The sequence below is a fragment of the Pantoea sp. A4 genome (assembly GCF_000295955.2).
Classification (GTDB): domain Bacteria; phylum Pseudomonadota; class Gammaproteobacteria; order Enterobacterales; family Enterobacteriaceae; genus Pantoea; species Pantoea multigeneris.
Genome location: NZ_ALXE01000027.1, coordinates 182945 through 209653, shown reverse-complemented (window position 1 = coordinate 209653; position 26709 = coordinate 182945). Strand labels below are relative to the sequence as shown.

At 56.7% G+C, this 26709-nt stretch carries 26 protein-coding genes; 17 read left to right on the top strand and 9 right to left on the bottom strand.

Going from position 1 to position 26709, the window contains the following annotated elements; all coding sequences use genetic code 11:
• Positions 1-50 precede the first annotated feature (50 nt).
• A complete protein-coding gene (locus B880_RS0113815) occupies positions 51-1529 on the bottom strand; it encodes an NCS1 family nucleobase:cation symporter-1 (RefSeq protein WP_017348021.1) in 1479 nt (492 codons plus the stop codon).
• A gap of 147 nt (positions 1530-1676) precedes the next feature.
• Between B880_RS0113815 and B880_RS0113810 the strand changes: the two genes are divergently transcribed.
• From B880_RS0113810 to puuE, 3 genes are read left to right on the top strand one after another with little or no spacing between them, the layout of a single operon-like run.
• Positions 1677-2399 carry a GntR family transcriptional regulator gene (locus tag B880_RS0113810; protein ID WP_017348020.1) on the top strand — a complete coding sequence of 241 codons (723 nt, stop codon included), beginning with the start codon at positions 1677-1679 and terminating at the stop codon, positions 2397-2399.
• Entirely contained in the window at positions 2396-3127 is a 732-nt protein-coding gene (hpxA, locus tag B880_RS0113805; RefSeq protein ID WP_017348019.1) for an allantoin racemase, read from the top strand. Before B880_RS0113810 ends, hpxA begins: the two co-directional genes overlap by 4 nt.
• A gap of 32 nt (positions 3128-3159) precedes the next feature.
• Positions 3160-4119: an allantoinase PuuE gene (gene puuE, locus B880_RS0113800; protein ID WP_026042641.1), complete on the top strand. Its 960-nt coding sequence runs from the start codon at positions 3160-3162 to the stop codon at positions 4117-4119.
• 37 nt (positions 4120-4156) lie between these two features.
• Here the strand turns inward: puuE and hpxZ are convergent, their stop codons facing one another.
• The 4 genes from hpxZ to B880_RS0113780 are packed head-to-tail and all read right to left on the bottom strand — an operon-like array spanning position 4157 to position 7755.
• Positions 4157-4540 carry an oxalurate catabolism protein HpxZ gene (hpxZ, locus tag B880_RS0113795; protein WP_017348017.1) on the bottom strand — a complete coding sequence of 128 codons (384 nt, stop codon included), beginning with the start codon at positions 4538-4540 and terminating at the stop codon, positions 4157-4159.
• 54 nt (positions 4541-4594) lie between these two features.
• The gene (locus B880_RS0113790; protein ID WP_017348016.1) at positions 4595-5974 is read right to left on the bottom strand and encodes an AtzE family amidohydrolase; all 1380 of its coding nucleotides are present in this window, start codon (positions 5972-5974) and stop codon (positions 4595-4597) included.
• A complete protein-coding gene (gene hpxX, locus B880_RS0113785) occupies positions 5965-6156 on the bottom strand; it encodes an oxalurate catabolism protein HpxX (protein ID WP_017348015.1) in 192 nt (63 codons plus the stop codon). Before hpxX ends, B880_RS0113790 begins: the two co-directional genes overlap by 10 nt.
• Positions 6157-6168: 12 nt before the next feature.
• Positions 6169-7755, bottom strand: a complete 1587-nt coding sequence (locus B880_RS0113780) for a gamma-glutamyltransferase family protein (protein WP_026042640.1) — start codon at positions 7753-7755, stop codon at positions 6169-6171.
• Between the two features lie 132 nt (positions 7756-7887).
• On the opposite strand from B880_RS0113780, the gene hpxU reads away from it, so the two are divergent.
• From hpxU to katG, 10 genes are all read left to right on the top strand, one after another.
• A complete protein-coding gene (gene hpxU, locus B880_RS0113775; protein ID WP_017348013.1) occupies positions 7888-8727 on the top strand; it encodes a MurR/RpiR family transcriptional regulator HpxU in 840 nt (279 codons plus the stop codon).
• A 191-nt stretch (positions 8728-8918) separates the two neighbouring features.
• Positions 8919-9704 carry a transporter substrate-binding domain-containing protein gene (locus B880_RS0113770; RefSeq protein WP_017348012.1) on the top strand — a complete coding sequence of 262 codons (786 nt, stop codon included), beginning with the start codon at positions 8919-8921 and terminating at the stop codon, positions 9702-9704.
• Between the two features lie 9 nt (positions 9705-9713).
• Complete coding sequence (locus B880_RS0113765) at positions 9714-10382, top strand: amino acid ABC transporter permease (RefSeq protein ID WP_017348011.1); 669 nt, start codon at positions 9714-9716, stop codon at positions 10380-10382.
• Positions 10379-11035, top strand: coding sequence for an amino acid ABC transporter permease (locus B880_RS0113760; RefSeq protein ID WP_017348010.1), 657 nt, complete (start codon positions 10379-10381; stop codon positions 11033-11035). The genes B880_RS0113765 and B880_RS0113760 overlap by 4 nt, the downstream gene beginning before the upstream one ends.
• The gene (locus tag B880_RS0113755) at positions 11016-11747 is read left to right on the top strand and encodes an amino acid ABC transporter ATP-binding protein (protein WP_017348009.1); all 732 of its coding nucleotides are present in this window, start codon (positions 11016-11018) and stop codon (positions 11745-11747) included. The genes B880_RS0113760 and B880_RS0113755 overlap by 20 nt, the downstream gene beginning before the upstream one ends.
• A gap of 25 nt (positions 11748-11772) precedes the next feature.
• On the top strand, positions 11773-13008 hold the full coding sequence (locus tag B880_RS0113750) for a pyridoxal-phosphate-dependent aminotransferase family protein (RefSeq protein ID WP_017348008.1): 1236 nt from the start codon (positions 11773-11775) through the stop codon (positions 13006-13008).
• Positions 13005-14264: an allantoate amidohydrolase gene (hpxK, locus tag B880_RS0113745; RefSeq protein ID WP_026042639.1), complete on the top strand. Its 1260-nt coding sequence runs from the start codon at positions 13005-13007 to the stop codon at positions 14262-14264. Before B880_RS0113750 ends, hpxK begins: the two co-directional genes overlap by 4 nt.
• A 9-nt stretch (positions 14265-14273) precedes the next feature.
• On the top strand, positions 14274-14768 hold the full coding sequence (gene uraD, locus B880_RS0113740) for a 2-oxo-4-hydroxy-4-carboxy-5-ureidoimidazoline decarboxylase (RefSeq protein ID WP_017348006.1): 495 nt from the start codon (positions 14274-14276) through the stop codon (positions 14766-14768).
• Positions 14765-15100 (top strand): hydroxyisourate hydrolase, encoded by a 336-nt coding sequence (uraH, locus tag B880_RS0113735; protein ID WP_017348005.1) that lies wholly within the window; start codon positions 14765-14767, stop codon positions 15098-15100. The genes uraD and uraH overlap by 4 nt, the downstream gene beginning before the upstream one ends.
• A gap of 116 nt (positions 15101-15216) precedes the next feature.
• Entirely contained in the window at positions 15217-17415 is a 2199-nt protein-coding gene (gene katG, locus B880_RS0113730) for a catalase/peroxidase HPI (RefSeq protein WP_017348004.1), read from the top strand.
• A gap of 56 nt (positions 17416-17471) precedes the next feature.
• On the opposite strand, the gene B880_RS0113725 is transcribed toward katG, so the two are convergent.
• Together B880_RS0113725 and B880_RS0113720 are read right to left on the bottom strand one after the other, a co-directional pair.
• Entirely contained in the window at positions 17472-18242 is a 771-nt protein-coding gene (locus tag B880_RS0113725) for an amidohydrolase (protein ID WP_017348003.1), read from the bottom strand.
• Positions 18230-19390 carry a pyridoxal phosphate-dependent aminotransferase gene (locus B880_RS0113720; protein WP_017348002.1) on the bottom strand — a complete coding sequence of 387 codons (1161 nt, stop codon included), beginning with the start codon at positions 19388-19390 and terminating at the stop codon, positions 18230-18232. The genes B880_RS0113725 and B880_RS0113720 overlap by 13 nt, the downstream gene beginning before the upstream one ends.
• 132 nt (positions 19391-19522) lie before the next feature.
• Here B880_RS0113720 and B880_RS0113715 point away from each other — a divergent pair, with 132 nt between their 5' ends.
• The 3 genes from B880_RS0113715 to B880_RS0113705 are packed head-to-tail and all read left to right on the top strand — an operon-like array spanning position 19523 to position 21361.
• Positions 19523-20134 carry a methylthioribulose 1-phosphate dehydratase gene (locus B880_RS0113715; protein WP_017348001.1) on the top strand — a complete coding sequence of 204 codons (612 nt, stop codon included), beginning with the start codon at positions 19523-19525 and terminating at the stop codon, positions 20132-20134.
• Positions 20134-20817: an acireductone synthase gene (gene mtnC, locus B880_RS0113710; protein WP_017348000.1), complete on the top strand. Its 684-nt coding sequence runs from the start codon at positions 20134-20136 to the stop codon at positions 20815-20817. The genes B880_RS0113715 and mtnC overlap by 1 nt, the downstream gene beginning before the upstream one ends.
• Position 20818: 1 nt before the next feature.
• Positions 20819-21361 (top strand): 1,2-dihydroxy-3-keto-5-methylthiopentene dioxygenase, encoded by a 543-nt coding sequence (locus tag B880_RS0113705; RefSeq protein ID WP_017347999.1) that lies wholly within the window; start codon positions 20819-20821, stop codon positions 21359-21361.
• Between the two features lie 452 nt (positions 21362-21813).
• Here the strand turns inward: B880_RS0113705 and mtnA are convergent, their stop codons facing one another.
• Positions 21814-22833, bottom strand: coding sequence for an S-methyl-5-thioribose-1-phosphate isomerase (mtnA, locus tag B880_RS0113700; RefSeq protein ID WP_017347998.1), 1020 nt, complete (start codon positions 22831-22833; stop codon positions 21814-21816).
• A 105-nt stretch (positions 22834-22938) separates the two neighbouring features.
• Here mtnA and mtnK point away from each other — a divergent pair, with 105 nt between their 5' ends.
• The gene (gene mtnK, locus B880_RS0113695; protein WP_017347997.1) at positions 22939-24138 is read left to right on the top strand and encodes an S-methyl-5-thioribose kinase; all 1200 of its coding nucleotides are present in this window, start codon (positions 22939-22941) and stop codon (positions 24136-24138) included.
• Positions 24139-24183: 45 nt separating this feature from the next.
• Here mtnK and fadE read toward each other — a convergent pair whose 3' ends face one another.
• Positions 24184-26631, bottom strand: a complete 2448-nt coding sequence (fadE, locus tag B880_RS0113690; protein ID WP_017347996.1) for an acyl-CoA dehydrogenase FadE — start codon at positions 26629-26631, stop codon at positions 24184-24186.
• Positions 26632-26709 lie beyond the last annotated feature (78 nt).

Sequence of the window (26709 nt, the reverse complement as noted above, 5' to 3'; positions counted from 1 at the left end):
CGGACATGATGTTTGAGCACGGCAAGTGGCAGCCGTGCTCAGAATGTGGATTACTCAGTAACGCTGGCGCGCACGGGCTTAACCTGGGTAATCACTTCACGCTCATGACGGGCAAGGAAGCGATAGAAGCCCAGCCCCAGGGCAACGCCAATGAACCAGCTAAAACTGGCAACCTCATGCAGCGCCGGCGTAAAGCTGATCGCAACCCCTATCGCCACCGCAGGCAGCAGGGCGGCAATCGCTTTCGGGTTAAAGCCACCGCGATACCAGTAGCGTCCTTTTGGCGTGGCATCAAACAGATCGTCGACTGAGATCTGGCTGCGTTTAATCAGATAGAAATCTGCCAGCAGGATGCCAAACAGTGGGCCGATAAAAGCACCCAGTACATCCAGCGTGTAGTGGATCAACTCCGGTGAATGGAACAGATTCCACGGTGTGAGCAGCACAGAGCCTACTGCGGCAATCATGCCACCGGCACGGAAGCTGATTTTTTGCGGTGAGCAGTTAGAGAAGTCAAACGCCGGTGAGACGAAGTTTGCGACAATATTAATGCCGATTGTCGCGGTGATCATGGTTAACAGTCCAATCGCGACCGCCAGATCGTTACCTACGCGGCTTACTGTTTCAATCGGGTCGGTAATCATGTGACCAAATAAGCTCTGCGTACCAGAGACAATCACCACCGTCACCAGAGAAAACAGCAGGAAGTTGAAGGGCAGACCCCAGCGGTTACCGCGGCGAATCTCACCCATGCTTTTGCCGTAGCGCGCAAAGTCGCCAAAGTTAAGCAGCGGGCCTGAGAAATAGGAGACCACCAGCGCAGTCGCGGTAATCATCTGCCACGTCTGCTCGCCGCCGCTCAGGGACTTGCTGGCCAGCGTCAAAGAGAGGCCGCTGAAACCGGTTTTGTATACAATCCATCCGGCCAGTGCCAACATCACGATATAGACGGCCGGTCCAGCCACATCGATAAAGCGTTTGATGGCATTCATGCCATGCCAGAACACCATCGCCTGCAACAGCCACATCACACCAAAGCAGCACCAGCCCAGTGCGCTAAGGCCCAGCCAACTGCTGTGGGTCAGCGTGGCGAGGCCTGGGAAGAATTTCAGCAGGACCAGCATCAGGGCATTCGCCGCCAGATAGGTTTGAATGCCGTACCAGGCAAAGGCGATCAGCCCTCGGATCACCGCAGGAATATTGGCACCAAACACTCCGAAAGCCTGACGGCACACGACGGCATAAGGCACGCCGGCGATTTGGCTCGGTTTTGCCACTAAGTTAGCGCATAGCTGAACAATGCAGATCCCCACCAGCAAGCACAGCAGCACCTGCCAGCTCGCCAGACCCAATGTGAAGAAACTCGCGGCAACCATATAGCCGCCCATGCTGTGTACATCAGACATCCAGAAGGAAAAAATGTTGTACCACGTCCAGTTCTTGTCCTGGGTGGGGGCGAGATCTTCATTACACAGACGCGGACTGTAGTGTGCGCTGGCAGCGTGTGAGTTATCAGTATGATTTGGCATGAAACCTGCTCCTGTTATCCAACAGAGGGAAATTAATCACTGTGTGTAATGGTGTTGCAGGATCCAGGCCAGAATGGGATTTTTGTATACAAAAAATTTAATTACCGTATACGATGTTCACCATGCATGCATTCACGGGAGCAGTTTATGAAGCTTGAAAACGGCGAGAAGGCCGCGCCAACAGGGCAAGACAAGGATGAAACGATCTACCAATCGCTGCTGACCGCGATTGTCGAACATCAGCTGCCGCCGGGCAGTAAATTGCCAGAAGAGGCGTTAGCAGAGGTGTTTGGTGTCAGCCGTACGGGCATTCGCAAGGTGTTGCAACGCCTTGCTGCGGTGCAAATGGTCACCCTGACGCCCAAACGTGGTGCGCAGGTGGCCACGCCGCCGGTTGAAGAGGCGCGCGATATCTTTACCACCCGCTCATTGCTGGAGTGCGCCAACTTGCCTGCCGTCATTGCCCATGTGCAACCGCCACACCTGGCGGCACTTGAAGCACTGATCAGTCAGGAAGAGCAGGCCCATCTGCATCACGATGGTGCTGCTGCTATTCGGCTGTCAGCCGCTTTCCATATTCAACTGCAGGCGATTTCGGGGAATCAGGTACTGACCGAAATGGTCACCGGTCTGGCTCAGCGTTCGTCGCTGGTTGTCGCCGCCTACGGTGCACCCTGGCAGCGCGGCTGCCGCTGTAACGACCACGATCGACTGTGTGAGTTACTCCGCCAGAAAGATCTGGTGCAACTCACGGCGGCCATGCAGCACCACTTTGAAGACATTGTCGCCGGGCTGCACTTTGAGCGTAGCGGCGATGTGCTACCCGATTTCAGCCGGTTATTTGCCGGTCATAAAGGCGTACTACCATGACTATCATTCAGGTGATCAATCCCAATACCAGCCAGGCGATGACCGAAACGATGGCACAGGCGGCCAGAAGCGTGGCGGCCGCCAGCACGCAGATTGTGGCGGTTTCCCCGCGCCACGGCGTGCCTTCCATAGAAGGTCATGCCGATGAAGCGATAGCCGCCGTTGGCGTGATGGATCTGGTGAAACAGGGCAAAGCACAGGGGGTGAGCGGGCATGTGATCGCCTGCTTTGGCGACCCAGGCCTGTTGGCCGCTCGTGAGCTGGCGAGCGGGCCGGTTATCGGGATCGCAGAAGCGGCCATGCACACGGCAACGTTGGTGGCGACGCGGTTTTCCATCGTCACAACCTTGCCACGCACGCTGATTATCGCCCGTCACCTGTTGCAGCAATATGGCTTCACGCACCACTGTGCGGCATTGCACGCTATCGATCTGCCGGTGCTGGCACTTGAAGATGGCAGCGGTCTGGCGCAGGAAAAAGTGCGTGAGCAGTGCATCAAGGCTAAGCAGCGTGATGGAAGCGGTGCCATTGTGCTGGGTTGTGGTGGCATGGCAACGCTGGCGCAGCAGTTGACGCAAGAGCTGGGGCTACCCGTTATCGACGGGGTCAGTGCGGCGGTCAAAATGGTGGAGTCGCTGGTCGCGCTGGGTTTCGGTACCAGCAAGCATGGTGATTTGGCTTATCCACTGCAAAAAAATGCCACAGGGATTTTTGAACACCTAAACTAACGGAAATGAAGGCACAACAGGAAGCGGAAACCATGACTGATGGTGTAGAGAAGAAAGAGTACAGCTTCAATAAAAGCTACCCGCGTGATCTGATCGGCTACGGCGCTAATCCGCCCCACGCGGCCTGGCCGGATAAAGCGCGCATTGCCGTGCAGTTTGTTCTCAATTACGAAGAGGGCGCGGAGAACAACGTGCTGCACGGAGATGCCGGTTCAGAGCAGTTCCTGTCCGATATTATCGGGGCAGCCAGCTATGCCGATCGCCACATGTCGATGGATTCACTGTATGAATATGGTTCACGCGCGGGTTTCTGGCGTATCCATAACGAATTTCAAAAACGCGGATTGCCGTTAACGGTGTTCGGCGTAGCCATGGCGCTGGCCCGTCACCCGGAGATCGTCGAAGCGATTAAACATGCAGACTATGATGTGGTCAGTCATGGCTGGCGCTGGATCCACTACCAGGGGCTGGACGCGAAAACCGAGCGCCAGCACATGCAGCAGGCGGTAGACGTGTTGATGGATCTGTTTGGCAAAGCGCCAACCGGCTGGTACACCGGACGTGACAGCCCGAATACGCGTCGTCTGGTGGTGGAGCAGGGCGGATTCACCTACGACAGCGACTATTACGGTGATGATTTACCTTTCTGGACCCAGGTGACCTGTCAGGATGGCACGGTAAAACCGCATCTGATCATTCCTTACACGCTGGAGTGTAATGATATGCGCTTTGCCACCCCGCAGGGCTTTAACACCGCCGAGCAGTTTTATACCTATCTGCGCGACAGCTTTGATGTGCTGTATGAAGAGGGAGAAAGCGCGCCGAAGATGATGTCGATTGGTATGCACTGTCGCCTGTTAGGCCGACCGGGTCGTTTTAAAGCACTGCAACGCTTCCTCGATCACATTCAGCAGCACGACGATGTATGGATCTGTACTCGCCAGCAAATCGCCGATCATTGGGTGAAGCATCACCCGGCACCTCAGCTGTAGTGTGACCAACAGCCGCACGCGGGTGCGGCTGTCAGCGTTAGCTCATCAGGCTGACTTGCGCGGCAACAATGCGCCAGCCTGCGGGCATTCGTACCCAGGTCTGTTGTTGACGGCCAATTTTATCCACACCTTCACGCGTAAACTCGGTACTGCACACGGCAAAATCGTGACCGAAAGTGGTGATCACCGTGTTACGAAGCTGGCGATCCAGCCCTTGTGGCGGACGCGCCGCGCGAAACGCACGAATCTCATCGATGCCGTACAGGTTTTCACCTGCACCGAGCCGCACGGTGCGCGCATCGTGCCAGAACAACTCATCCAGCACCTCCACATCGTTGGTGACCAGTGCCGTTTCATAACGATAAAAAGCGTCTGTCACCTCAGCCAGTACCGGCGGGTGGTTAATCTGTTCTGATGTCATGTTGCATCCTGTCTGGATTGCCGAAGCCAGCATCCGCTGACTTCGGGCGTGTCATTAATACGGAAAGGTTAATCCGGCCTGCTCCAGTGCATAGGCGGCACGCAGAGCATCTTCTTCACGGAAGGGGGCTGCGATTAGCTGAATGCCAATCGGCAAGCCACCGGCGGTTTTTAACGGCACGGTGCACACCGGAAGCCCGAGGTACGAGATGGGCTGGGTCAGCATGCCCATGCTGGCTTTGGTCGGGAGCTGCTGGCCGTTGACCGCAATGGTCTCCTGGCCGATCAGCGGTGCAGTACAAGGGGTTGCGGGCGCAATCAGCACGTCGAAATGTTCAAACAGCGGCAGCACCTGCTGCTGGAAGTGACGACGGAAACGCTGCGCCTGTACATACCATGCGCCCGGTAGCATCGCACCGGCCAGCAGGCGTTCACGGGAGTTCGGCTCAAAGCGGTCCGGGGACTGGCGCAATGCTGGCAGGTAATGATTTCCGCCTTCAGCAGCCGTCAAAATAAAGGCGGCCGAGCGCGCCAGTTCAGCCTGTGGCAGCGTGAGCTCATCAGTGGCTTGCAGTGCACCTGCGACAATATTCAACGCACTACGGGCATCATCGTCACACCAGGTGATGAAAAAGCCCCCCAACACCGCGCTACGCAGGCCTTCCTGACCTTGCACCAGTGAATTGAACACCGGTTCAGCATCACGATCGGCCTGGAAGGCATCAGTGGCGTCTCGCCCTTGCAGGCAATCATAGACCAGCGCCAGGTCATCCACCCGACGGGCAAACGGGCCAATATGGTCGAGGCTGGCGACAAAAGGATGACTACCGCTGCGGGACAGGCGGCCAAAGGTCGGTTTCAGGCCATAAATGCCGCACAGGGAGGCGGGGACGCGAATCGAGCCGTTGGTGTCGGTGCCGAGTGAAAACGTCACCAGCCCAGCCGCTACCGCAGCGGCGGAACCGCCTGAGGAACCTCCGGCAACGCGTGCTAAATCGTGCGGATTGTGCGTGGCGCCATAATGGCTGTTCTCGGTGGTAAAGCCATAGGCGTAGGCATCCATATTCACCATACCGCTCAGGGTGGCACCGTGGCGCTGTAGCTGCTGCACGGCAAACGCATCTGCGCGTGCGGCAGGGCGATCGCTGAACAGGCTGGCTCCGGCCAGCGTGCTGTAGCCGCTGACATCAAACAGATTTTTTACCGCATAGGGTATACCCGCCAGCGCTGGCAGTTGCCCGCCTTCGCGGCGCAGGTCATCAATGCGGCTGGCTTCTTTCAGCATGCGCTGGCCGGTGACATCCGTCCAGGCGTTGAGTGCCGGGTTATGCTGCTCAATAGCGGATAGCGTCTGCTCAGCCACTTCACGTGCCGCCAGTTCACCGCTGGCGATGGCCTGCTGTAGCTGGCGTAATGACAACTCACTTAATTGCATGGGTTAAACACTCCCGCCACTTCCAGTCGGTCGTCCAGCTTGACCGCCATCAGCGGTGCGGCCAGCCCGGCAATACGTTCAAACTGCACCCGCAGTTCTGCCCGGCGTGACTCGTCGAGTTCCAGGTCAAGAATCTGTTCCATCTGAGCGATATAGGCGGCCCAGTCTGTCTGCTGTGTCATGTTTATCTCCTGTCAAAAACCGGCGGCACTGCCGTTGCTGCGCGGATCGCTCGCGCCTTCCAGCATGCCGTTAATGTGACGCACAATCGCACCGGCGTGGCCGACGGCTTCGCTGTAGTCCGGCAGCAGCTCAACCTCATGACCTAGCTGGCGCAGTTGCTCCACTGTCTCCGGCGCGAAACGGCCCTCCAGCTTCAGCGAATCAGAGCTCTGGCCCCAGGTACGGCCCAGTAGCCAGCGTGGAGCACTTACCGCCTGTTGCAGCGGCACGCCTTGCAATACGTGACGGGTAAAAATCGCCGCCTGGGTCTGTGGCTGGCCATCGCCCCCCATTGATCCATACACCATTACCCGGCCATCTTTCAGACGCGCGGCAGCAGGATTGAGCGTATGGAACGGCTGTTTACCCGGTGCTAAGGCCAGCAGGTGATTCGGATCGAGGCTAAACGCCGCGCCACGGTTCTGCCAGGTGATCCCGCTATCTGGAATCACCACGCCGCTGCCAAATTCATGATAGATACTTTGAATAAACGACACGGCCAGCCCACTGCTGTCCATCACACCCATCCAGACCGTATCCCCTGGTCCACGTCCGGTGCCCCACGGGCTGGCACGATCGTCATCGATCCCGGCGGCAAAGGTCGCCAGTTGATCGCCATCTAGTATGGCTTGCAGATCTTCAGTGACGTGGCGTGGATCGGTAATGTGTTGATCGCGCAGGCTGAAGGCCTGTTTTGTGGCTTCGACAATACGATGTACCGTGTGCGCCTCATCGGCTTGCGCCATCGCGAGGTGGTCGGTGATCCCAAGAATAGACAGCGAAACCAGCCCCTGAGTCGGAGGCGCGACATTCCAGATATCGCCCTCGCTGTGTTTAAGATGCAGAGGCCTGGTGCGACGCGCGTGCTGCTGCTGCAAATCCTCCAGGGTGATTGGCATCCCCAAAGCAGAAAAACCGCGCGCCAGCTGGTGCGCCAGCGGGCCGCGATAGAAACTGGCTAACCCCTCTTCGCTGAGTTGCGACAACGTGCGCGCCAGCGCCGGTTGGGTGAAACGACTGCCTGGGTGCGGCACTTCGCCACCTGGCAGGTAGGTCTCAGCGAAGCCTGGCTGATGCTGAAGTTCAGCACGCTTGCTGGCGGTGGCAGCCGCTTGCGATGCTGTGACCGGAATCCCGTCGGCAGCGTAACGGATGGCATCACGCAGCAGGCGCGGCAGAGGCAGGCTTCCGCCGCCCAGCTCCTGCGCCAGTTGCAGCGCTTCGTCCCAGCCGCTGACCGTGCCTGCTACGGTTAGCGCGGCTTTTGGCCCACGATGCGGAATGGTGCGCTCACCATGATAAAAATCCGGGTGCGCCAGCGAGCCTGCGGCCCCACTGGCGTCAATGGCGATCGGCTCGCCCTGAGGCGGCACCACCAGCCAGAAACTATCACCGCCCAGTCCATTCATATGCGGGTAGACCACCGCAATCGTGGCGGCAGCGGCGACCATCGCCTCCAGCGCGTTTCCGCCTTCACGCAGTACCGCCAGGGCACTTTCACTGGCGAGATGATGAGGTGTGACCGCCATGCCCAACGGCGCCATATTACTCTGAATCATGATGATCTCTTTTTCATAGGGTGACAGGGTGAGTAAGCAAGAGCTGTTCCAGGTTGCTGCAAATGTGCAACCGGCATCAACCTGGATCAATTTATGCTAGGTTGTGCTGAAACGAAAGTTACAGGAACGGCGATGAAACAACTTGATGAACGGCTGCGCGAGCACTATTCCCAGCTCTCCCCGCAGGAACAGCGGATTGCAGACTTTGTTTTCGACCATTTTGACGACCTGATCAGCTACAACAGTGCTGAGCTGGCGCGTCTGAGTGGGGTTTCCAAGGCGACGGTGAGCCGGCTGTTTAAGCGCCTGGGCTATGAGAAGTACAAAGACATGCGCGATGAACTGCGTATTCTGCGTCAAAGCGGAATGCCGTTAACGGATAACCGTGATGCGGTGCAGGGCAACACGCTGTTAGCCCGCCATTACAAACAGGAAATGGCCAACCTGACGCAGTGGATCAATAACATTGATGCCCGGCAGTTTGCCGAGGTGGTAAGCGCGATGGCGCAGGCCAGACGGGTATTTATTATTGGGATGCGCAACGCCTATCCGGTCGCGCTGCACCTGCGCCAGCAGCTGTTACAGGCGCGCCAGCAGGTACACATTTTGCCGCAGCCCGGCCAGACGCTGGCGGAAGAGCTGGTGGATATTACCCCGGACGATCTGGTGATTGTGATGGCATTCCGTCGCCGTCCGCGCCTGATTCGCCCACTGATGCAGCAGTTACAGCAGAGCGAGATCCCGCTGTTGGTGCTGTGTGAACCGCAGGCGCAAAGCGTGTTGAACCTGGCGCGCTGGCAGCTGTGCGCCCCGCTGGACAGCGTTTCGGCTTTTGACAGCTACTCCTCCGCCATGAGCCTGATCAACCTGCTGGCAAATGCATTACTGCACGAACTTTTGACGGAAGGTCGGCAAAGAATTCACCAGATCGCTCACCTGTATCAGCAGTTAGATGAGCTGGAACAGCGATAACAGGGCGCTAAATTGGTGCATTGCACCATTATGACTCACACCTCTGAGACGGGCTTTTAGCCCGTTTTTTTATTTATACCCAGTAAAACAGGCAACTATTGCGTGCTGAGTCATTTGTTTCAGTTGGCACAACAGTTGCAAATGATTTGATCAAGAATCTTTTGTTTCATGTTTATTGACCGGGGTGCATAATGAAAAAAGTCGTGATGGCAGTGATCGGTGCAGCGCTGATGATGGCTCAGACGGGAGCCGCCTTGGCGGACCAGTTACAGGATATTGAAAAACGGGGTGTGATTCGTGTGGCAGTGCCACAAGACTTCCCACCGTTTGGATCGGTCGGGACCGATCTGCAACCGCAGGGTTATGACATCGACACCGCGAAATACATCGCGCAGCAGATGAAAGTAAAACTGCAACTGGTGCCGGTCTCCAGCGCTAACCGCGTTCCCTACCTGCAAACCGACAAAGTCGATCTGGTGATCTCCAGCATGGGGAAAAACCCGGAGCGTGAGCGAGTGATTGATTTTACCAACGCCTACGCGCCTTTCTTCCTTGGAGTATTTGGCCCACAGGGTGAAGCGCTGAATGATGCCGCTGCGCTGAGTGGAAAAACCATCGGCGTTACGCGTGGTGCGGTAGAAGATATGGTACTGAGCAGCGTCGCGCCGAAAGATGCCAGCATTAAGCGCTATGAAGATAACAACACCACGCTGTCGGCCTATTTGTCTGGTCAGGTGCAATATGTGGCGACAGGGAACCTGGTGGTGGCCGCAATTGCACGCCAAAACCCACAGAAAGCGCCAGTAGCGCAGTTCATGCTGAAAGACTCGCCTTGCTACATCGGCCTGAAAAAGAATGAAGATGGGCTGAAGGAGAAGCTCAATGCGGTGATTGCGCAGGGTATCAAAGACGGCACCCTGAACAAACTCTCCGAAGAGTGGTTGAAAGCGCCGCTGCCTGCCAATCTCGGCGCGTAAGGGGCGGGCATGATTGGGCAACTTAACTTTCCCGCCCTGTTGCCCTACTGGCCGGAACTCCTTTCCGGCCTGTGGGTCACGGTGCAGATCTCGCTGTTAGCGACGATAGGTGGTGTCAGCCTTGGCATTTTCGGTGCGGCGTTGCGCAGTGGCCGCCCGAGTGTGTTGAGCCGTGTATGGGGGCTGTATGTCGAGCTGATCCGCAACACACCGTTTGTGGTACAGCTGTTTTTCATTGTGTTTGGTTTGCCCAATCTCGGCCTGAAGCTGACGGCCGGTGAAGCGGCGCTGCTGGCGATGATTATCAATCTCGCGGCCTACAGCACTGAGATCATTCGTGCCGGGATTCAGGTTACTCCCAAGGGGCAGTGGGAAGCCGGACGCGTACTGGGTCTGACGCGCAGCCAGACTTTCCTGCGAGTGGTATTACCGCCCGCATTGCAGCGCATTTATCCGGCGTTGGTGAGCCAGTGCATTATTGTGATGCTGGGCTCGTCGGTGGTGTCGCAGGTGTCGTATGAGGAGCTGACGTTCTCGGCCAGCCTGATTCAGTCACGCACATTTTTGAGCTTTGAAGTTTATCTGGTGACCACGCTGATCTACCTGGCGTTGTCGATAGCGATGCGTCAGCTGTTAATGGCGGTCGGGCGTAAGTGGGTAGGAGTACAGCCGTCATGAGCACCTTTACCGATTGGGACATTGTGCGCAATCTACTGCTGGCGGCACGCTGGACGTTGCTACTGTCGCTGGTGGCCTTTTTCGGCGGCACGGTAGTGACCTTGCCGCTGCTGTTTTTACGTCTGCTAAACCGGCCGTGGCTGATGCGCCTGGTGCGCGCTTATGCGGGATTGTTTCAGGGGACGCCACTGCTGATGCAGCTGTTTCTCGCCTTCTTTGGCGTGGCACTGTTTGGCATTGATGTCTCGCCGTGGACCGCCGCTTCGCTGGCGCTGACCTTCTACACCAGCGCCTTTCTGGTGGATATCTGGTACGGCAGTATCCGTGCGTTGCCAAAAGGGCAGTGGGAAGCGTCTCGCTGTCTTGGCCTGAGCTTCGGCCAAACGCTGTTTCGCGTGGTGGCACCCCAGGCAATGCGCATCGCCATAGCGCCCACGGTGGGCTTTGCCGTGCAGGTGATAAAAGGCACTGCTCTGGCTTCAATCATCGGTTTTATTGAGCTAACCAAAGCCGGCACCATCCTTAACAACGTGACTTATCAGCCGTTTAAGGTGTTTGGTTTGGTCGCGCTGGGCTACTTCCTGATGTGTTATCCGCTGTCGCGTTACAGCCAGTTCCTGGAGAAAAAATTCAATGCCGCTCATCACCATTAATCAGGTACAGAAGTATTACGGCACTAACCATGTGTTGAAAGGCGTGGATCTGGATATCGAGATGGGTGAAGTGATCTCCATTATCGGCCGTAGCGGTTCAGGAAAAAGCACCCTGTTGCGTTGCATGAATGGCCTTGAAGGCTACCAGGAAGGCAGCATTAAGCTGGGCGGTATGACCATTACCGATCGCGAATCACAAGCGCGCGATATCAGCCGCTCGGTGGGCATGGTGTTCCAGAACTTCAACCTGTTTCCGCACATGACCGCCCTGGAAAACGTGATGCTGGCACCGCGTCGGGTGTTAAAGAAAAGCGAAGCGGAGTGCCGCGAGCTGGCGGCAAGAATGCTGGAGAAAGTCGGCCTGGGTGAACGCCTGAATTACTATCCGGCTAACCTCTCCGGTGGACAACAGCAGCGTGTAGCCATTGCGCGCGCGCTGGCAATGTCACCTAAAGTGTTGCTGTGTGATGAGATCACCTCCGCACTCGATCCTGAGCTGGTCGGCGAGGTGCTGAAAGTGCTGGAGCAGTTAGCTGCCGAGGGCATGACGCTGATCCTCGTCACCCATGAAATGAATTTTGCCCGTGATGTGGGCGACCGCGTGGTCTTTATGCATCAGGGGCGCGTCTGGGAGCAGGGCGACAGCAAGACGCTGTTTGCCAATCCGCAGAGCGCAGAGCTGAAACAGTTTATCTCTACCGTGCGCCTGTAAGCGCGCAGATTACAAGGAATTCACCATGGATATCACCCAATTCGCACAACTCAATCCACCGCAGCGCCTGCTGATGGGCCCAGGTCCGATCAACGCCGATCCGCGTGTGTTACGCGCCATGTCGAGCCAACTGCTCGGCCAGTACGATCCGGCCATGACGCACTACATGAACGAGGTGATGGCGCTTTACCGTGGTGTATTCCGCACTGAAAACCGCTGGACGCTGCTAATCGACGGCACTTCCCGCGCGGGCATTGAAGCGATCCTTCTCTCTGCTATTCGTCCGGGGGACAAAGTACTGGTGCCGGTGTTTGGCCGCTTTGGTCATTTGCTGTGTGAGATCGCCCGCCGCTGCCGTGCGGAAGTGCATACGATTGAGGTGCCGTGGGGCGAAGTTTTCACGCCAGACCAGATTGAAGATGCGATTAAAAAAGTGCAGCCACGCCTGCTGCTCACCGTACAGGGCGATACCTCAACCACCATGTTGCAACCGCTGGAAGAGCTGGGCGCGATCTGTAAAAAGTATGGCGTGCTGTTCTATACCGATGCGACAGCGTCACTGGGTGGCAATGCGTTAGAGACGGACGCCTGGGGACTGGATGCCGTGTCCGCCGGGATGCAAAAGTGTCTGGGTGGCCCGTCGGGCACCTCACCGATCACCCTGAGCCCAGCGATGGAAGCGGTGATCCGCAAACGTAAGTGTGTTGAAGAGGGGATCCGTACCGCCGATCATCAGGACGGCGATGACGAGATGATCTACTCCAACTATTTCGATCTCGGCATGATCATGGACTACTGGGGGCCGGAACGCCTCAACCACCATACTGAAGCCACCACGGCACTGTTCGGTGCCCGTGAATGCGCACGTCTGATGATGCAGGAAGGTCTGGATAACGGCATTGCCCGCCATAAGCTGCACGGCGATGCGCTGCTCAAAGGCATTCAGGGCATGGGACTGGAGACCTTTGGCAACCTGCAACACAAAATGAATAACGTGCTGGGCGTTGTGATCCCAGCCGGTGTGAACGGTGACCAGGTGCGTAGTCTGATGCTGAATGACTTTGGCATTGAGATTGGCACTTCGTTTGGCCCGCTGCACGGCAAAGTGTGGCGCATTGGGACAATGGGCTACAACGCGCGTAAAGACTGTGTGATGCAGACGCTGAGTGCGCTGGAATCGGTGCTCACTCACGTTGGTTTCCGCTCACCACAAGGGGCTGCAATGCAGGCGGCGTGGGATCACTACGGGAGCCAGGCATGATGACACCCCTGATGAGCGCCAGTGCAGCGCAGTTGGCCGCAACGCGCGTGATGGCGCGTTGCGATGCGCTGGCAGAGATCAGCGAGAGCGCCACTGGCCTGACCCGCGTTTATCTGTCACCGGAGCATTTGCGTGCCAATACGCGTGTCGGCGAATGGATGCAGGCAGCGGGCATGCGCGTCTGGCAGGATGAAGTCGGCAATATCTGCGGTCGCTATGAGGGCACTGAGCCTGGCGCTCAGGCACTCTTGTTGGGCTCGCATCTGGATACTGTGCGTAATGCAGGCCGCTACGATGGCATGCTGGGCGTACTCAGTGCGATTGAAACCGTGCAGTGGCTGCATGACCAGCAGATACGCCTGCCGCTGGCAATAGAAATTATCGGTTTTGGCGATGAAGAAGGCACGCGGTTTGGCATCACGCTATTAGGCAGCCGTGGCATTTGCGGCACCTGGCCGCAGGGCTGGTTAGAGCAGCAAGATGCCGCAGGGATTAGCGTGGCGCAGGCGCTGCAAGATGCCGGTCTGAATGGTGCCACCATTGCGCAGGCCGCACGTGAAGTGAGCAGCATTAAAGCTTACCTGGAGCTGCATATTGAGCAGGGGCCGTGTCTGGAGCAGGAAGATTTAGCGCTCGGCGTGGTGACGGCGATCAACGGCGCACGGCGGCTAAACTGCACCTTTATCGGTGAGGCCGGACATGCAGGCACGGTGCCGATGAGCCACCGTAAAGATGCGCTGGCCGCCGCCGCGGAATGGATGCTGTACATCGAACAGACCACGCAGCAGCAGGGGCCACAGCTGGTGGCAACGGTAGGGACGCTAAGCTGTGCGCCGGGGGCGGTGAATGTGATCCCTGGTGAGGTGCAGCTATCGCTGGATATTCGCGGCCCGCAGGACGAGCCACTGGCGCAGTTGCTTTCCACCCTGCTGGCGCAGGGGGAAATTATTGCCCAGCGCCGTGGGGTGCATTTTGCTGCCGCAGAGTATTACGGGATTGCCGCCACGGCTTGTGATCCCACCTTGCAGCGAGCGCTGGGACAGGCGGTTGAGCAGGTACAGGGGCGGACACTGGCATTGCCAAGCGGGGCCGGTCATGATGCGATCGCGATTGCCGAGCGCTGGCCGGTAGGGATGTTGTTTGTGCGCAACCATCGCGGTATTAGCCATCATCCTGATGAATCCGTCCAGCCAGCGGATGTGGCTTGTGGTGTACAGGCGTACTTACAGACGGTGAGCGCGTTGGCGCAGGCTTAAGGAACTATAATGGATCTATCCCGATTCAATACCTTACCGCAAGACGCAGCCCTGGCTGCGATTGCCCACTGTGTTGCGCTGCCAGAGTGGCAGCAGGCGCTGGTAAAAGGGCGACCCTACGCCAGCCCGGCGGCCTTACTGGGTGCGGCAGCAGAGCTGTCACAGTCGTGGCAGGCTGCTGAGCTGACTGCTGCGTTAGCAGCACACCCGCGCATTGGCGAGCGCGCGGCTGGGCAAGACAAAGAAGCGGCATTGTCGCGCAGCGAGCAGTCGGCGATGAGTGACGCAGACAGCGCATTGAAGCAGGCGATGGCGGCTGGAAATCAGGCTTATGAAGCGCGTTTTGGCCGGGTATTTTTGATTCGAGCTAAAGGGCGTAGTGGTGAGGAGATGCTGGCGCAGTTGCAGCGCCGGCTGGGCTTAGATGACGACAGTGAGCGGCAGGAAGCGCTGGAGCAGTTGCGTGAAATTACCCTGCTGCGGCTTAAGGAGAGCATTACGTGAGCACCATAACCACCCATATTCTCGATACGGCGCTGGGCAAACCGGCCATTAACGTGGCGGTTTCGCTGGAGCAGAACAGCCCAGAGGGCTGGCTACCGCTAACTCAGGGCTGTACAGACAGTGATGGCAGGATCAAAGATTTGACGCCAGAGCCGCTGACGCCCGGTCATTACCGGCTGATCGCCGAAATTGGTGACTATTTCGCGAAGTCAGGCCGTGATGCTCTGTACGTCAGTGCGCAAATCGATTTTGTGATTGCCGCGACCGGCAGCCACTACCATCTGCCGTTTATTATTTCTCCCTGGTCGTGGTCAACTTATCGCGGTAGCTAAGCTTTTAGCGCTGTTTCTAAGTTATTGTCTATCAAATCCGTTGGTTCATTCAAATATCTTCATAAAGAAGATGTAGATAATGTAGGGACATTCACTGGAAGCCAACGGAGTATGATATGAGCACGTCCAACGATAACAACAACACTGCCGCAGCCGGTAAATGCCCCTTTCATCATGGGCAGTCAGAAGAACAAAGCCCTCCAGCGCGTAGCGCGGGTGGCGGCACCACCAGCAGTGACTGGTGGCCAAATGCGCTGCGCATCGATCTGCTAAATCAACACTCCAACCGCTCTAACCCGTTGGGTGCGGACTTCAACTACCGCACGGAGTTCAGCAAACTCGACTACTCCGCGCTGAAAGGCGATATCCGGGCACTTCTGACCGACTCACAGTCATGGTGGCCAGCCGACTGGGGCAGCTACATTGGGCTGTTCATTCGCATGGCGTGGCACAGCGCCGGTACTTACCGCACCATTGATGGCCGTGGCGGTTCTGGCCGTGGACAGCAGCGTTTTGCTCCGCTGAACTCATGGCCAGATAACGTCAGTCTGGATAAAGCACGTCGTCTGCTGTGGCCAATCAAACAGAAATATGGCCAGAAAATTTCCTGGGCCGATCTCTATATTCTGGCGGGTAACGTCGCGCTGGAGAATTCGGGCTTCCGTACCTTTGGTTTTGCCGCCGGACGTGAAGACGTGTGGGAACCGGACCTGGATGTGAACTGGGGTGATGAGAAAGAGTGGCTGGCGCACCGCCATCCTGAAAGTCTTGCCAATGCACCGCTCGGGGCCACTGAAATGGGCCTGATCTACGTCAACCCAGAAGGCCCGGAAGCCAGCGGTAATCCTGCTTCTGCCGCGCCTGCGATCCGTGCAACCTTTGGCAACATGGGCATGAACGATGAAGAGATCGTGGCACTGATTGCCGGTGGACATACGCTGGGTAAAACCCACGGCGCTGGCGCAGCCAGCCACGTTGGGGCGGACCCAGAAGCCGCACCGTTGGAAGCACAAGGCCTGGGCTGGCAGAGCAGCTATGGCAGCGGTGCCGGGGCGGATGCCATTACCTCCGGTCTGGAAGTGATCTGGTCTCAGACGCCGACCCAGTGGAGTAACTACTTCTTCGAAAACCTGTTCAAATATGAGTGGGTGCAGACACACAGCCCAGCGGGTGCGATTCAGTTTGAAGCCGTGGATGCAGGCGATATTATCCCCGATCCGTTTGATCCGGCGAAAAAACGCAAACCCACCATGTTGGTGACCGATCTGACGCTGCGTTTCGATCCTGAGTTCGAGAAAATTTCGCGCCGGTTCCTCAACGATCCCCAGGCGTTTAATGAAGCCTTTGCGCGTGCGTGGTTCAAACTGACTCACCGCGATATGGGGCCAAAAGCACGTTACATCGGCCCGGAAATTCCAAAGGAAGATCTGCTGTGGCAGGACCCGCTGCCAGCGGCGACCCATCAGCCAACCCGTGCGGATATCGACAGCCTTAAAGTGGCGATTGCCGCTTCAGGTCTGAGCGTGAGTGAACTGGTTTCTGTCGCCTGGGCCTCCGCGTCAACTTACCGTGGCGGTGACAAACGCGGTGGTGCCAACGGTGCGCGTCTGGCACTCGCTCCGCAAATCGACTGGCCGGTCAATGCGAAAGTGAAGCCGGTAGTGGCGACGTTGCAGCAGCTGCAACAAGCCTCTGGCAAAGCCTCACTGGCAGATGTGATTGTGCTGGCCGGTGTTGTGGGTATTGAACAAGCTGCCGCTGCGGCTGGCGTGAGTGTGCAGGTGCCATTTACTCCAGGCCGGGTGGATGCGACTCAGGATCAGACCGATGTTGAGGCGTTTGATCTGCTGCAACCGCTGGCGGACGGTTTCCGCAACTATCGCCGCGTCCAGGGCGGGTCATCAACCGAAACCCTGCTGGTGGACAAAGCACAGCAGCTGACGCTGACCGCACCTGAGCTGACGGTGTTGGTGGGTGGCCTGCGCGTGTTGGGCGCTAACTTTGACGACAGCGAGCAGGGCATCTTTACCGATCGCGTGGGTGTCTTGAGTAATGACTTCTTCGTCAATCTGTTAGATATGCGCACCCAGTGGCTGGCGAAAGAGGGGAATGTTGAGCTGTTCGAGGGCCGCAGCCGCCTGGACGGCAGCGTACTGTACAGCGCAACCCGTGCCGATCTGGTGTTTGGTTCCAACGCCATTCTGCGCGCCCTGGCTGAAGTGTATGCCAGCAGCGATGCACAGCAGAAGTTTGTGAATGACTTCGTGGCGGCCTGGACCAAAGTGATGGAGCTGGATCGCTTTGACCTGCTGTAACCGAAGCTAAAAATAATCAGCCCGCTGTGAAGCGGGCTTTTTTATGCGTGGCGATCTCAGTTGAGCGTGAAATCATCCGCATCGCGCCATGCCGGGAAGCGCTCACGATAGGCATGTAGCTCTGTCAGGTTCAGGTCAGCATCGATCCGTGCTTGCTGGCCTGGGGCTGCGCTGCCGACAATTTCACCCAGCGGGGAAATTACCTGACTGTCACCGCTGTACTCAAGGCCTTTAGCATCACTGCCCACGCGGTTTACACCCGCAACGTAGGCCTGATTTTCAATCGCACGCGCCATGAGCAGAGCCTGCCAGTGATGGCTACGGGCACTAGGCCAGTTGGCCACATAGAGCGCCAGGTCGTAATCATTACGGTTACGGGCAAACACCGGGAAGCGCAGGTCATAGCAGATCAGCGGCAGGATGCGGCAGCCGCGCCACTCAAAGACGATGCGCTCATGACCCGCGTGGTAGTGGTGGTGTTCATCACCCATACGGAACAGATGGCGTTTATCGTAGCTGTGGACCTGGCCATTGGGTTCCACCAGCAGGAAGCGATTGACCGCCCCTTGTTCCGTCTGAATGGCGACACTTCCGCCGATCAAGGCATCGAGGCGCGCAGCGTGGCCGTGTAGCCAGGCAATCACTTCTGCTTCTGGTAACGAACTTTGCGCCGCTTCCATCGCGAAGCCGGTGGTGAACATTTCTGGCAGTACAATCAGATCGCGCCCGGTGACATTCTCCAGCACCCGATCAAAATGTTGCAGGTTGGCTGCGCCATCCATCCAGCTCAGCACTTCCTGTAATACGGTGACTTTTAGAGTTGACATAAACGTTCCGCAGCGGCGTCGAGCGTCGCTTCTTGTTTAGCGAAGCACAGGCGAATGAGCTTGTGCGGGAAAGGTCCAGCGCAGAACACTGAGAGGGGGATTGCTGCGACGCCGGCCTCTTTCGTCAGCCACTGGCAGAAGCTGACATCATCCAGATCGGAGATGGCGCTGTAATCGGCCAGCAGGAAATAGGTGCCTTCGCAGGGCAGCACTTTGAACCGGCTACCCGCCAGTCCATTAATCAGGCGATCGCGCTTAGCACGGTAAAACGCAGGCAGTTCACGGTAGTGCTCAGGATGCTGGCGCAGCATGTCGGCAATCGCCAGCTGGGCAGGTGTGTTCACCGAGAAGGTGATGTACTGATGCACTTTACGGATTTCAGCGCTGAGCGCGGCAGGAGCCACACAGTAGCCCACTTTCCAGCCGGTCATATGGAAGGTTTTGCCAAAGGAAGAGACGGCAATCGCGCGTGCGCGTAGGGCCTCATGTGCCAGCACGCTGGCATGTCCACGCTCATCAAAACAGATGTGTTCGTAGACCTCATCACTCAATACGTAGGTTTCCTGGCTGGCGATAGCCTGCCACAGCGCATCATAGTCGCTGCGCTGCCACACCGTAGCGGAAGGGTTATGCGGCGTATTGAGGATAACCAGGCGGGTTTTTTCTGATAACAACGCACGGAACTCGCGCCAGTCAACCTGGAACGCAGGAGGCTGTAAAGTGAGGGTTTTTAGTACGCCACCGGCCAGTTTGATGGCGGGGGCGTAGCTGTCGTAGCTGGGATCGAAGCAGATGACTTCATCGCCGGGCCTGACCAGCGCCGTGATGGCCGCATAGAGCGCTTCGGAGGCACCCGCCGTGACGGTGATGTCACTGTTTACATCGGGATGATGACCATACAGTTCGGCGGTTTTTTCTGCGATAGCTTCGCGCAGCGGCAGCGCTCCGGTCATCGGGGCATACTGGTTAGCCCCCTGGCTGACGTGAAACGCCAGGCGTTCCTGTAGATAGCCTGGACCATCGAAATCGGGGAAGCCTTGTGACAAGTTGATCGCGTTGTGCTGCTGCGCCAGTGCACTCATCTGGGTGAAAATAGTGGTGCCGAGTTGTGGCAGCTTGCTTTCGGGAGTCAGGTTGTGCAACGTCATTATTATTTAGCCTTTGTCGCGTATGTCGGTCCGTAGTAAAGCCCTGTTGCTGCTACTATAAACAGGATGATAATATTTGGCAATCGAGACGCTTAGACGTCTAAATCAACCCGATTAGAGGCCTGTATTCCAATGACTACCCCCTCTCAGCTCGAACAGCTTGTTGCTGCCTGCCACTGGATTGGTCAGAAAGGTTGGTCGCCGGCCACCGGCGGTAATATGTCCATCCGTCAGGATGAAACCCACTGTTTGCTCAGTGAGTCCGGTAAAGATAAGGGCAGCCTGACCAGGGATGATTTTATTCCCGTGGTCATTGCTTCTAACCATGCCCCTTCTGGCCGTCAGCCTTCGGCAGAAACCGGCCTGCATACCTTGATTTACCGACTGTTCCCGGAAGCGGGGGCGGTGTTGCATATTCATACCGTGAATGCGACGGTGTTGTCGCGCATTGAGAAGGGGGCAGCGCTGGCGTTGAGTGGTTATGAGATGCAGAAAACCCTGCGTGGGCAGACCAGTCATGAGGCGACGGTGTTGATTCCGGTGTTCGATAACGATCAGAACATTGCCCGGTTAGTGACGGAGATTGAAGACTCTGCGCGTCATCAGCCGCTGAAGTATGGTTTTTTGCTGCGCGGACACGGTTTGACCTGCTGGGGAAGAGATGTCGCTGAGGCGCGTCGTCAGCTGGAAGGCCTGGAATTTTTATTTGAGTGTGAAGTGCAACGACGCCTGCTGGAGGGCTGATGATTCGCGCAATTGTGACTGATATTGAAGGGACCACCAGTGATATTCGCTTCGTGCATAACGTGTTGTTCCCGTTTGCACGTGAGCACCTGGCGGGATTTATTGAGCAGCATCACAACGACGCTGAAGTCGCTGCCGCGCTGGAGGCAGTGCGGGTTGAAGCGGGAGAAGCAGAGGCTTCCCTTACGCGTTTGACCGAAATCTTACTTGGTTTTATGGATGAAGATCGCAAGTCGACCGGGCTTAAGGCGTTACAGGGCATGATTTGGCGTGCCGGATATGAGAATGGCAGTTTTCGCGGCCATCTGTATGCGGATGTGTTGCCTGCCTTGCAGCAGTGGAAGTCTCAGGGTATTGATTTGTATGTATATTCCTCAGGCTCGGTGGCGGCGCAAAAATTGTTATTTGGCTACAGTGATGCAGGTGATATTACTGGTTTGTTCAGTGGTTATTTCGATACCCATGTGGGTGCGAAGCGCGAAGTCGGCGCTTATCAAAATATTGCCGCGCAGATTGGCGTACCGCCTGAACAGTTGTTGTTTTTATCTGATATTCACCAGGAGCTGGATGCGGCCAGTGCAGCAGGCTGGAATAGCGTGCAGTTAATTCGTGGCGAAGCCGACACCCAGAGTCGCCATCGCCAGGTCAGCCATTTTGCCCAGATTTTCCCGGAGTCCGTTTAGTATGAGTGCACTGACGATTTTTTCTGATACCGAAGCCAGCCAGCCGGTGTGGCACAGTACCGATGCCAATGAGATTCAGCAGCGTTTGAATGCCAAAAATGTGCGTTTTGAGCGCTGGGAAGCCGATCGTGACCTGGGGGATAACCCGGATGCGGAGACGGTGATCAAAGCCTATCAACACGCTATCGATCGTTTAGTCGCAGAGAAGGGTTATCAGAGCTGGGATGTGCTGAGCATGCGCGCGGATAACCCACAGAAAGAGGTGCTGCGCACGAAGTTCCTGAATGAGCATACCCACAGCGAAGATGAAGTGCGCTTCTTTGTGGAAGGGGCTGGTCTGTTTTGTCTGCATATTGGCAATGAGATTTATCAGGTGCTGTGTGAGAAGAACGATCTGATTTCCGTGCCAGAAGGGACACCGCACTGGTTTGATATGGGTTCACAGCCGCATTTCACCGCCATCCGTATTTTCGACAATCAGGAAGGTTGGATCGCCAACTTTACCGGTGACGATATTGCGGATGCCTATCCGCGCCTCGCGTAAAATCGAGGGTAATGACTGGCAAGCCACTGTGAATACCGGTGGCAGCCAGATTCCCTTAGCAGGCCGAGCCTGTTTTGACCTTGCTGGCCGTATGTTGAGAAGCCGCTGGGCTTCAGGTGACAGGTCAGACAATGGGGGGTATGACTGCAAAGGAACCCGTATCCCTACGATCCGCTGGCACATCCATGTGCCAGAGGCATTTGCTGTCATACCCCCCATCATCTTCCCAGTAGCCGCAGTGCGGCTGTCAGAGGCCCGTGCGGTTTATCGCTTTGGGCACTGCATTGCAGACAATATTTTTCAGGCAAAACAACCGTATGGATTTCGGAGGGCAGGGGGATCGGAGCGAGCCACGTCGCAGCCCGATTCCCCTGACAGGCCGAGGCATCTCGGTTTCACAGACGATTGCCTTGACCTTGACCTTGACCTTGACCTTGACCTTGACCCCAACCTTACGGCTGGAAAATGCCCGCTTTCACCTGCTCTGGTGTGACTACGCCGCTGTCCAGCACCCAACCACTGATCAATGCTGCTGGGGTGACATCAAAGGCCGGGTTAAACACGCGGGCATTTTGCGGTGCCCACTGCACGCTACCGAAACTCCCGGAAACGCCGGTCACTTCGCTGGCAGCACGTTGCTCGATAGGAATCGCCGCCCCCTCCGGACAGTGGCGATCCAGCGTGGTTTGCGGCGCAGCAACGTAAAACGGAATCTGGTGATAGTGGGCCAATACCGCCAGACTATAAGTACCAATCTTATTCGCTGCATCACCATTCGCTGCAATGCGATCGGCACCGACCCAAACCGCATCCACTTCGCCTGCGGCCATCAGGCTGGCAGCCATGGAATCGGTAATCAACTGATAGGGCACCTGCAACTCGCCTAACTCCCATGCGGTTAAACGGCCGCCTTGCAACAGCGGGCGCGTCTCATCAACCCACACATTAACGACATTCCCTTGCTGATGCGCACGGGCAATCACGCCAAGCGCAGTTCCCACACCCGCAGTGGCTAAACCACCGGTATTACAGTGAGTTAACAGCTTGCTGCCGGGCTTGACTAACGCACTGCCTGCGGTGGCAATCGCCTCGCATAACTGCTTATCTTCCTCGACCAAACGCCACGCTTCCTGCGTCATTGCCGCCACAAAATCAGACTGAGCCAACGCCAGCTTCATGCGATCCAGATTATTCATCAGGTTTACGGCGGTAGGACGCGAGGCGCGCAACACCTCCAGCGCCTCGGCTAACTGCTGGCGCGACAGACCTTGCCCGGCCAACAGGGCTAACAGCAACGAGGCTGAAAGGCCAATCAGTGGCGCACCACGCACGCGCAGGGCATGAATATGACTGACTAACTGGGCCACATCATGGGCGGGCAGCCAGTTCTGCTGCTGAGGCAAAGCCTGCTGATCGAGGATCCACAACTGATTATCACGAACCCATAAACTGGTGGTGCGAAGTGTCTGCATTGGTATCAAATCCATATTGCGCGAATGGGGCTTATTGTGCCAACATGCTCAGCGGAAGTATAGACGTCTGAACGGCTTATTAAAATCAAACCAGAGGAACAGGCAATGTCACAATACCGTACGTTCACCGCCGCTGATGCCGTGGAGTATGCAAAACAATTTGGCGGACTGGACAATCCTGCTGTACTGACCAGTGCAGAGGAAGTGGGTGATGGCAACCTCAATCTGGTATTTAAAATCTTTGACCAGCAAGGTGTCAGCCGTATCGTTGTTAAGCAGGCTCTGCCCTATGTACGCTGCGTGGGAGAATCCTGGCCATTAACGCTGGATCGGGTGCGCCTGGAAGCTGAAACGCTGATTGAACACTACAAATATGCACCACAGCATACGGTCAAGGTCCTGCACTATGATGCAGAACTGGCGGTCATGGTGATGGAAGACCTCTCCGATCACAAAATCTGGCGTGGCGAACTGGTAAAAGGCGTTTACTACCCACAAGCGGCAGCACAATTGGGTGAATATCTCGCGCAGACACTCTTCCATACGTCCGATTTCTATCTGCATCCCCGCACGAAAAAAGCCGAGGTGGCGCGTTTCACCAACCCGGAACTGTGCGAAATGACCGAAGATCTGTTCTTCAATGAACCCTACATTGTGCATGAGCGCAATGCTTATCCGGCGGCGCTTGAACCCCTGGTTGCCAGCCTGCGCACTGACGATGAACTGCGTATTGCGGTAGCAGGACTCAAACATCACTTCTTTGCACATGCGGAAGCGCTGCTGCATGGCGACATCCATAGCGGATCAATCTTCGTCACGGAAAGCAGCCTGAAAGCCATTGATGCTGAATTTGGCTTCTTCGGGCCGATTGGCTTTGATGTTGGAACGGCGCTGGCAAACTTGCTCATCAACTACTGTGCACTGCCGGGCTTACTGTCTCCGCGTGAAGCGGCGGACGGGCGTGAACAGCGCCTGAAAGAAGTTCAGGGAGTGTGGTTGGCGTTTGCTGAACGCTTCCTCGCGCTGGCGTCCAGTAAAACCACTGACCTTGCGCTGGCCTATCCGGGTTATGCGCAGGCGTTTTTACGTCAGGTATGGACCGATACTGTCGGCTATTGTGGCGTAGAGATCATTCGCCGCACCGTGGGTATTTCTCAGGTGGCGGACATCAAAAATATCACTGACGAAGCGATGCGTCATGAGTGCCTGCGTCACGCCATTACTCTGGGACGGACGTTGATACTGGCGGCTGAACACATTGATGATGCAGAAGCGCTGATTGCGCGCGTACGGCAGGCCGGATAATCCTCATCAGAAAAAAGGCCAGACATTGCGTCTGGCCTGAGGGTATTAAGCGGCTTCACCGGTGTGATTTTGCGGTTTCGTCTTCTCTGCCACCGGAACGGCCAGCGCATCTGCGGCAAACTCATCCACATTGATCGCTGCCAGGCGGCTCACCTCGGCTCTTTTCAGGATTTCTGCATCCTGCACCGTGATCCACCCCTCTTTTAACGCGCGTTCTGCCAGCTCATCCAGCCGGGTAAAGGAAAAATGCTGCTTAGCGTGTTTGCTTAACCGGTCGTGAATGCTCTCTGCTGCCATGACATCTTTCAGTGCCTGCTCCAACTGCCCGACCGGATTATGCTCAGACGGTGTCAAATACTGACCACGTCCCAGACGGGTTCGCGTCGCTGAAGGCAACTGCAACAGTTTAGCCAGCTGATGGTCAAGCCTGTCGGACGGCGCGGGGCAATGTTTTCCTCCGGCGAAAATCACCAGCTGCATTGAACCTGCGATCAGGCGGTTCGGGAAATTACGCAGCAGATCGGCCATCGCTTCTTCGGCCTGATGCAGCGCATCTTGCACGCTCCAGTGGACTAACGGCAGATCGGCTTCATTGCGTCCCTCTTCGTCATAACGTTTCAGCGCCGCCGAGGCCAGATACAACTGGCTCAGCACATCCCCCAGACGGGCGGAAAGCCGTTCGCGCCGTTTCAGGCTGCCACCCAGCACCGCCATTGAAACATCAGAAAGCAGCGCGAGGTTGGCACTCAAACGGTTAATCTGCTGGTAATAGCGTTTGGTGGCGTCCTGCACCGGGCTGGCGCTGGTCCGTCCGCCGGTTAAGCCCAACCACAGGCTGCGCACCTTATTGCTGCCAATGTGGCCAATATGTTTAAACAGCGCGCGATCAAACGCGGGGACGTCATGCTCAGCGGCTGCCGCCATTTCGCTCAGAACATAAGGATGGCAGCGGATCGCACCCTGGCCGAAAATGATCATACTGCGGGTTAAAATATTCGCGCCTTCTACCGTAATCGCGATAGGTGCACCCTGATAAGCACGGGCGAGGAAGTTACTCTTGCCGAGCATAATCCCTTTTCCCCCGGCGATATCCATCGCATCGATAATGCTCTGCTGGCTCCGATGGGTGCAGTGATATTTCACGATGGCAGAAAGCACCGCCGGTTTTTCTCCCTGCATAATTCCGGTGGTAATCAATGTGGCCGCAGCATCCATCACATAGGCATTACCGGCAATGCGGGCCAGTGGCTCCTCAATCCCCTCCATCTTGCCAATGGAGACTTTGAACTGACGGCGAATATGCGCGTAGGCACCGATCCCCATCGCCACGCTTTTCAGGGCACCGGTAGAGTTGGAAGGCAGCGTAATCCCACGGCCCACGGACAGGCACTCAACCAGCATGCGCCAGCCTTGGCCTGCCATTGCCGGGCCACCGATGATGAAGTCGATGGGCACGAAAATATCTTTGCCCCGCGTTGGGCCATTCTGGAATGGCACATTCAGCGGGAAATGGCGTTTACCAATCTCAACGCCTGGGGTGTGTGTTGGGATCAACGCGCAGGTAATCCCGAGATTATCGCTATCCCCCAGCAAATGCTCTGGGTCAGACAGTTTGAACGCCAGCCCTAACACAGTGGCAATCGGTGCCAGCGTGATATAGCGCTTATTCCAGTTCAGCCGCATTCCCAGCACCTGCTCGCCCTGCCAGTTGCCCATACAGACCACGCCGGTATCCGGGATGGCACCTGCGTCTGAACCTGCCTCCGGGCTGGTCAGTGCAAAGCAGGGGATCTCATCGCCACGAGCGAGACGGGGCAGATAATGGTTTTTCTGCTCGTCAGTGCCGTAATGTTGTAGCAATTCACCTGGGCCGAGGGAGTTAGGCACACCCACGGTGATCGCCAGGATGCCTGAAACCCCGGCCAGTTTCTGCAACACGCGGGCCTGGGCATAGGCGGAAAACTCCAGTCCACCGTACTCTTTCTTAATGATCATGGCGAAAAAGCGGTGCTGCTTCAGATAGGCCCACAGCTCCGGTGGAAGATCGGCCATCTCATGGGTGATCTGGAAATCATTGGCCATACGGCAGGCTTCTTCGACTGGACCATCAAGGAATGTCTGCTCTGCTTCCGTTAAACGTGGCTGTGGGTAGTTGTGCAGTTTCTGCCAGTCCGGTTTCCCCCGGAAAAGATCGCCTTCCCACCAGGTGGTGCCTGCTTCCAGCGCCTCTTTTTCGGTGCGCGACATCGGTGGCATCACCTGCTGGAAGCGTTTAAGCATCGGCGCGGAAATAAACTGGCGACGCAGTGGAGTGAGATTCAGGGGAACCAGCACCAGAGCCAGCGGCACCAGCATCCACAGGCTCCAGAGAGACAGCAGTGACATAGTGACGGTCCAGGCTAACAGAATCAGGCTGCTGATCACCAGAGAAACCCGGTGATAAAACAGGATGCTTATTAGCACCAGTGTCAGAAGAATTGAGGCAATCAGCATAGTGAACGGCTCCGTTAATAGGTAAGAGGTCTGACCTGTTGTTAAGAGCAGGTTTAGTTCAGGTAGCGAGATTGATCA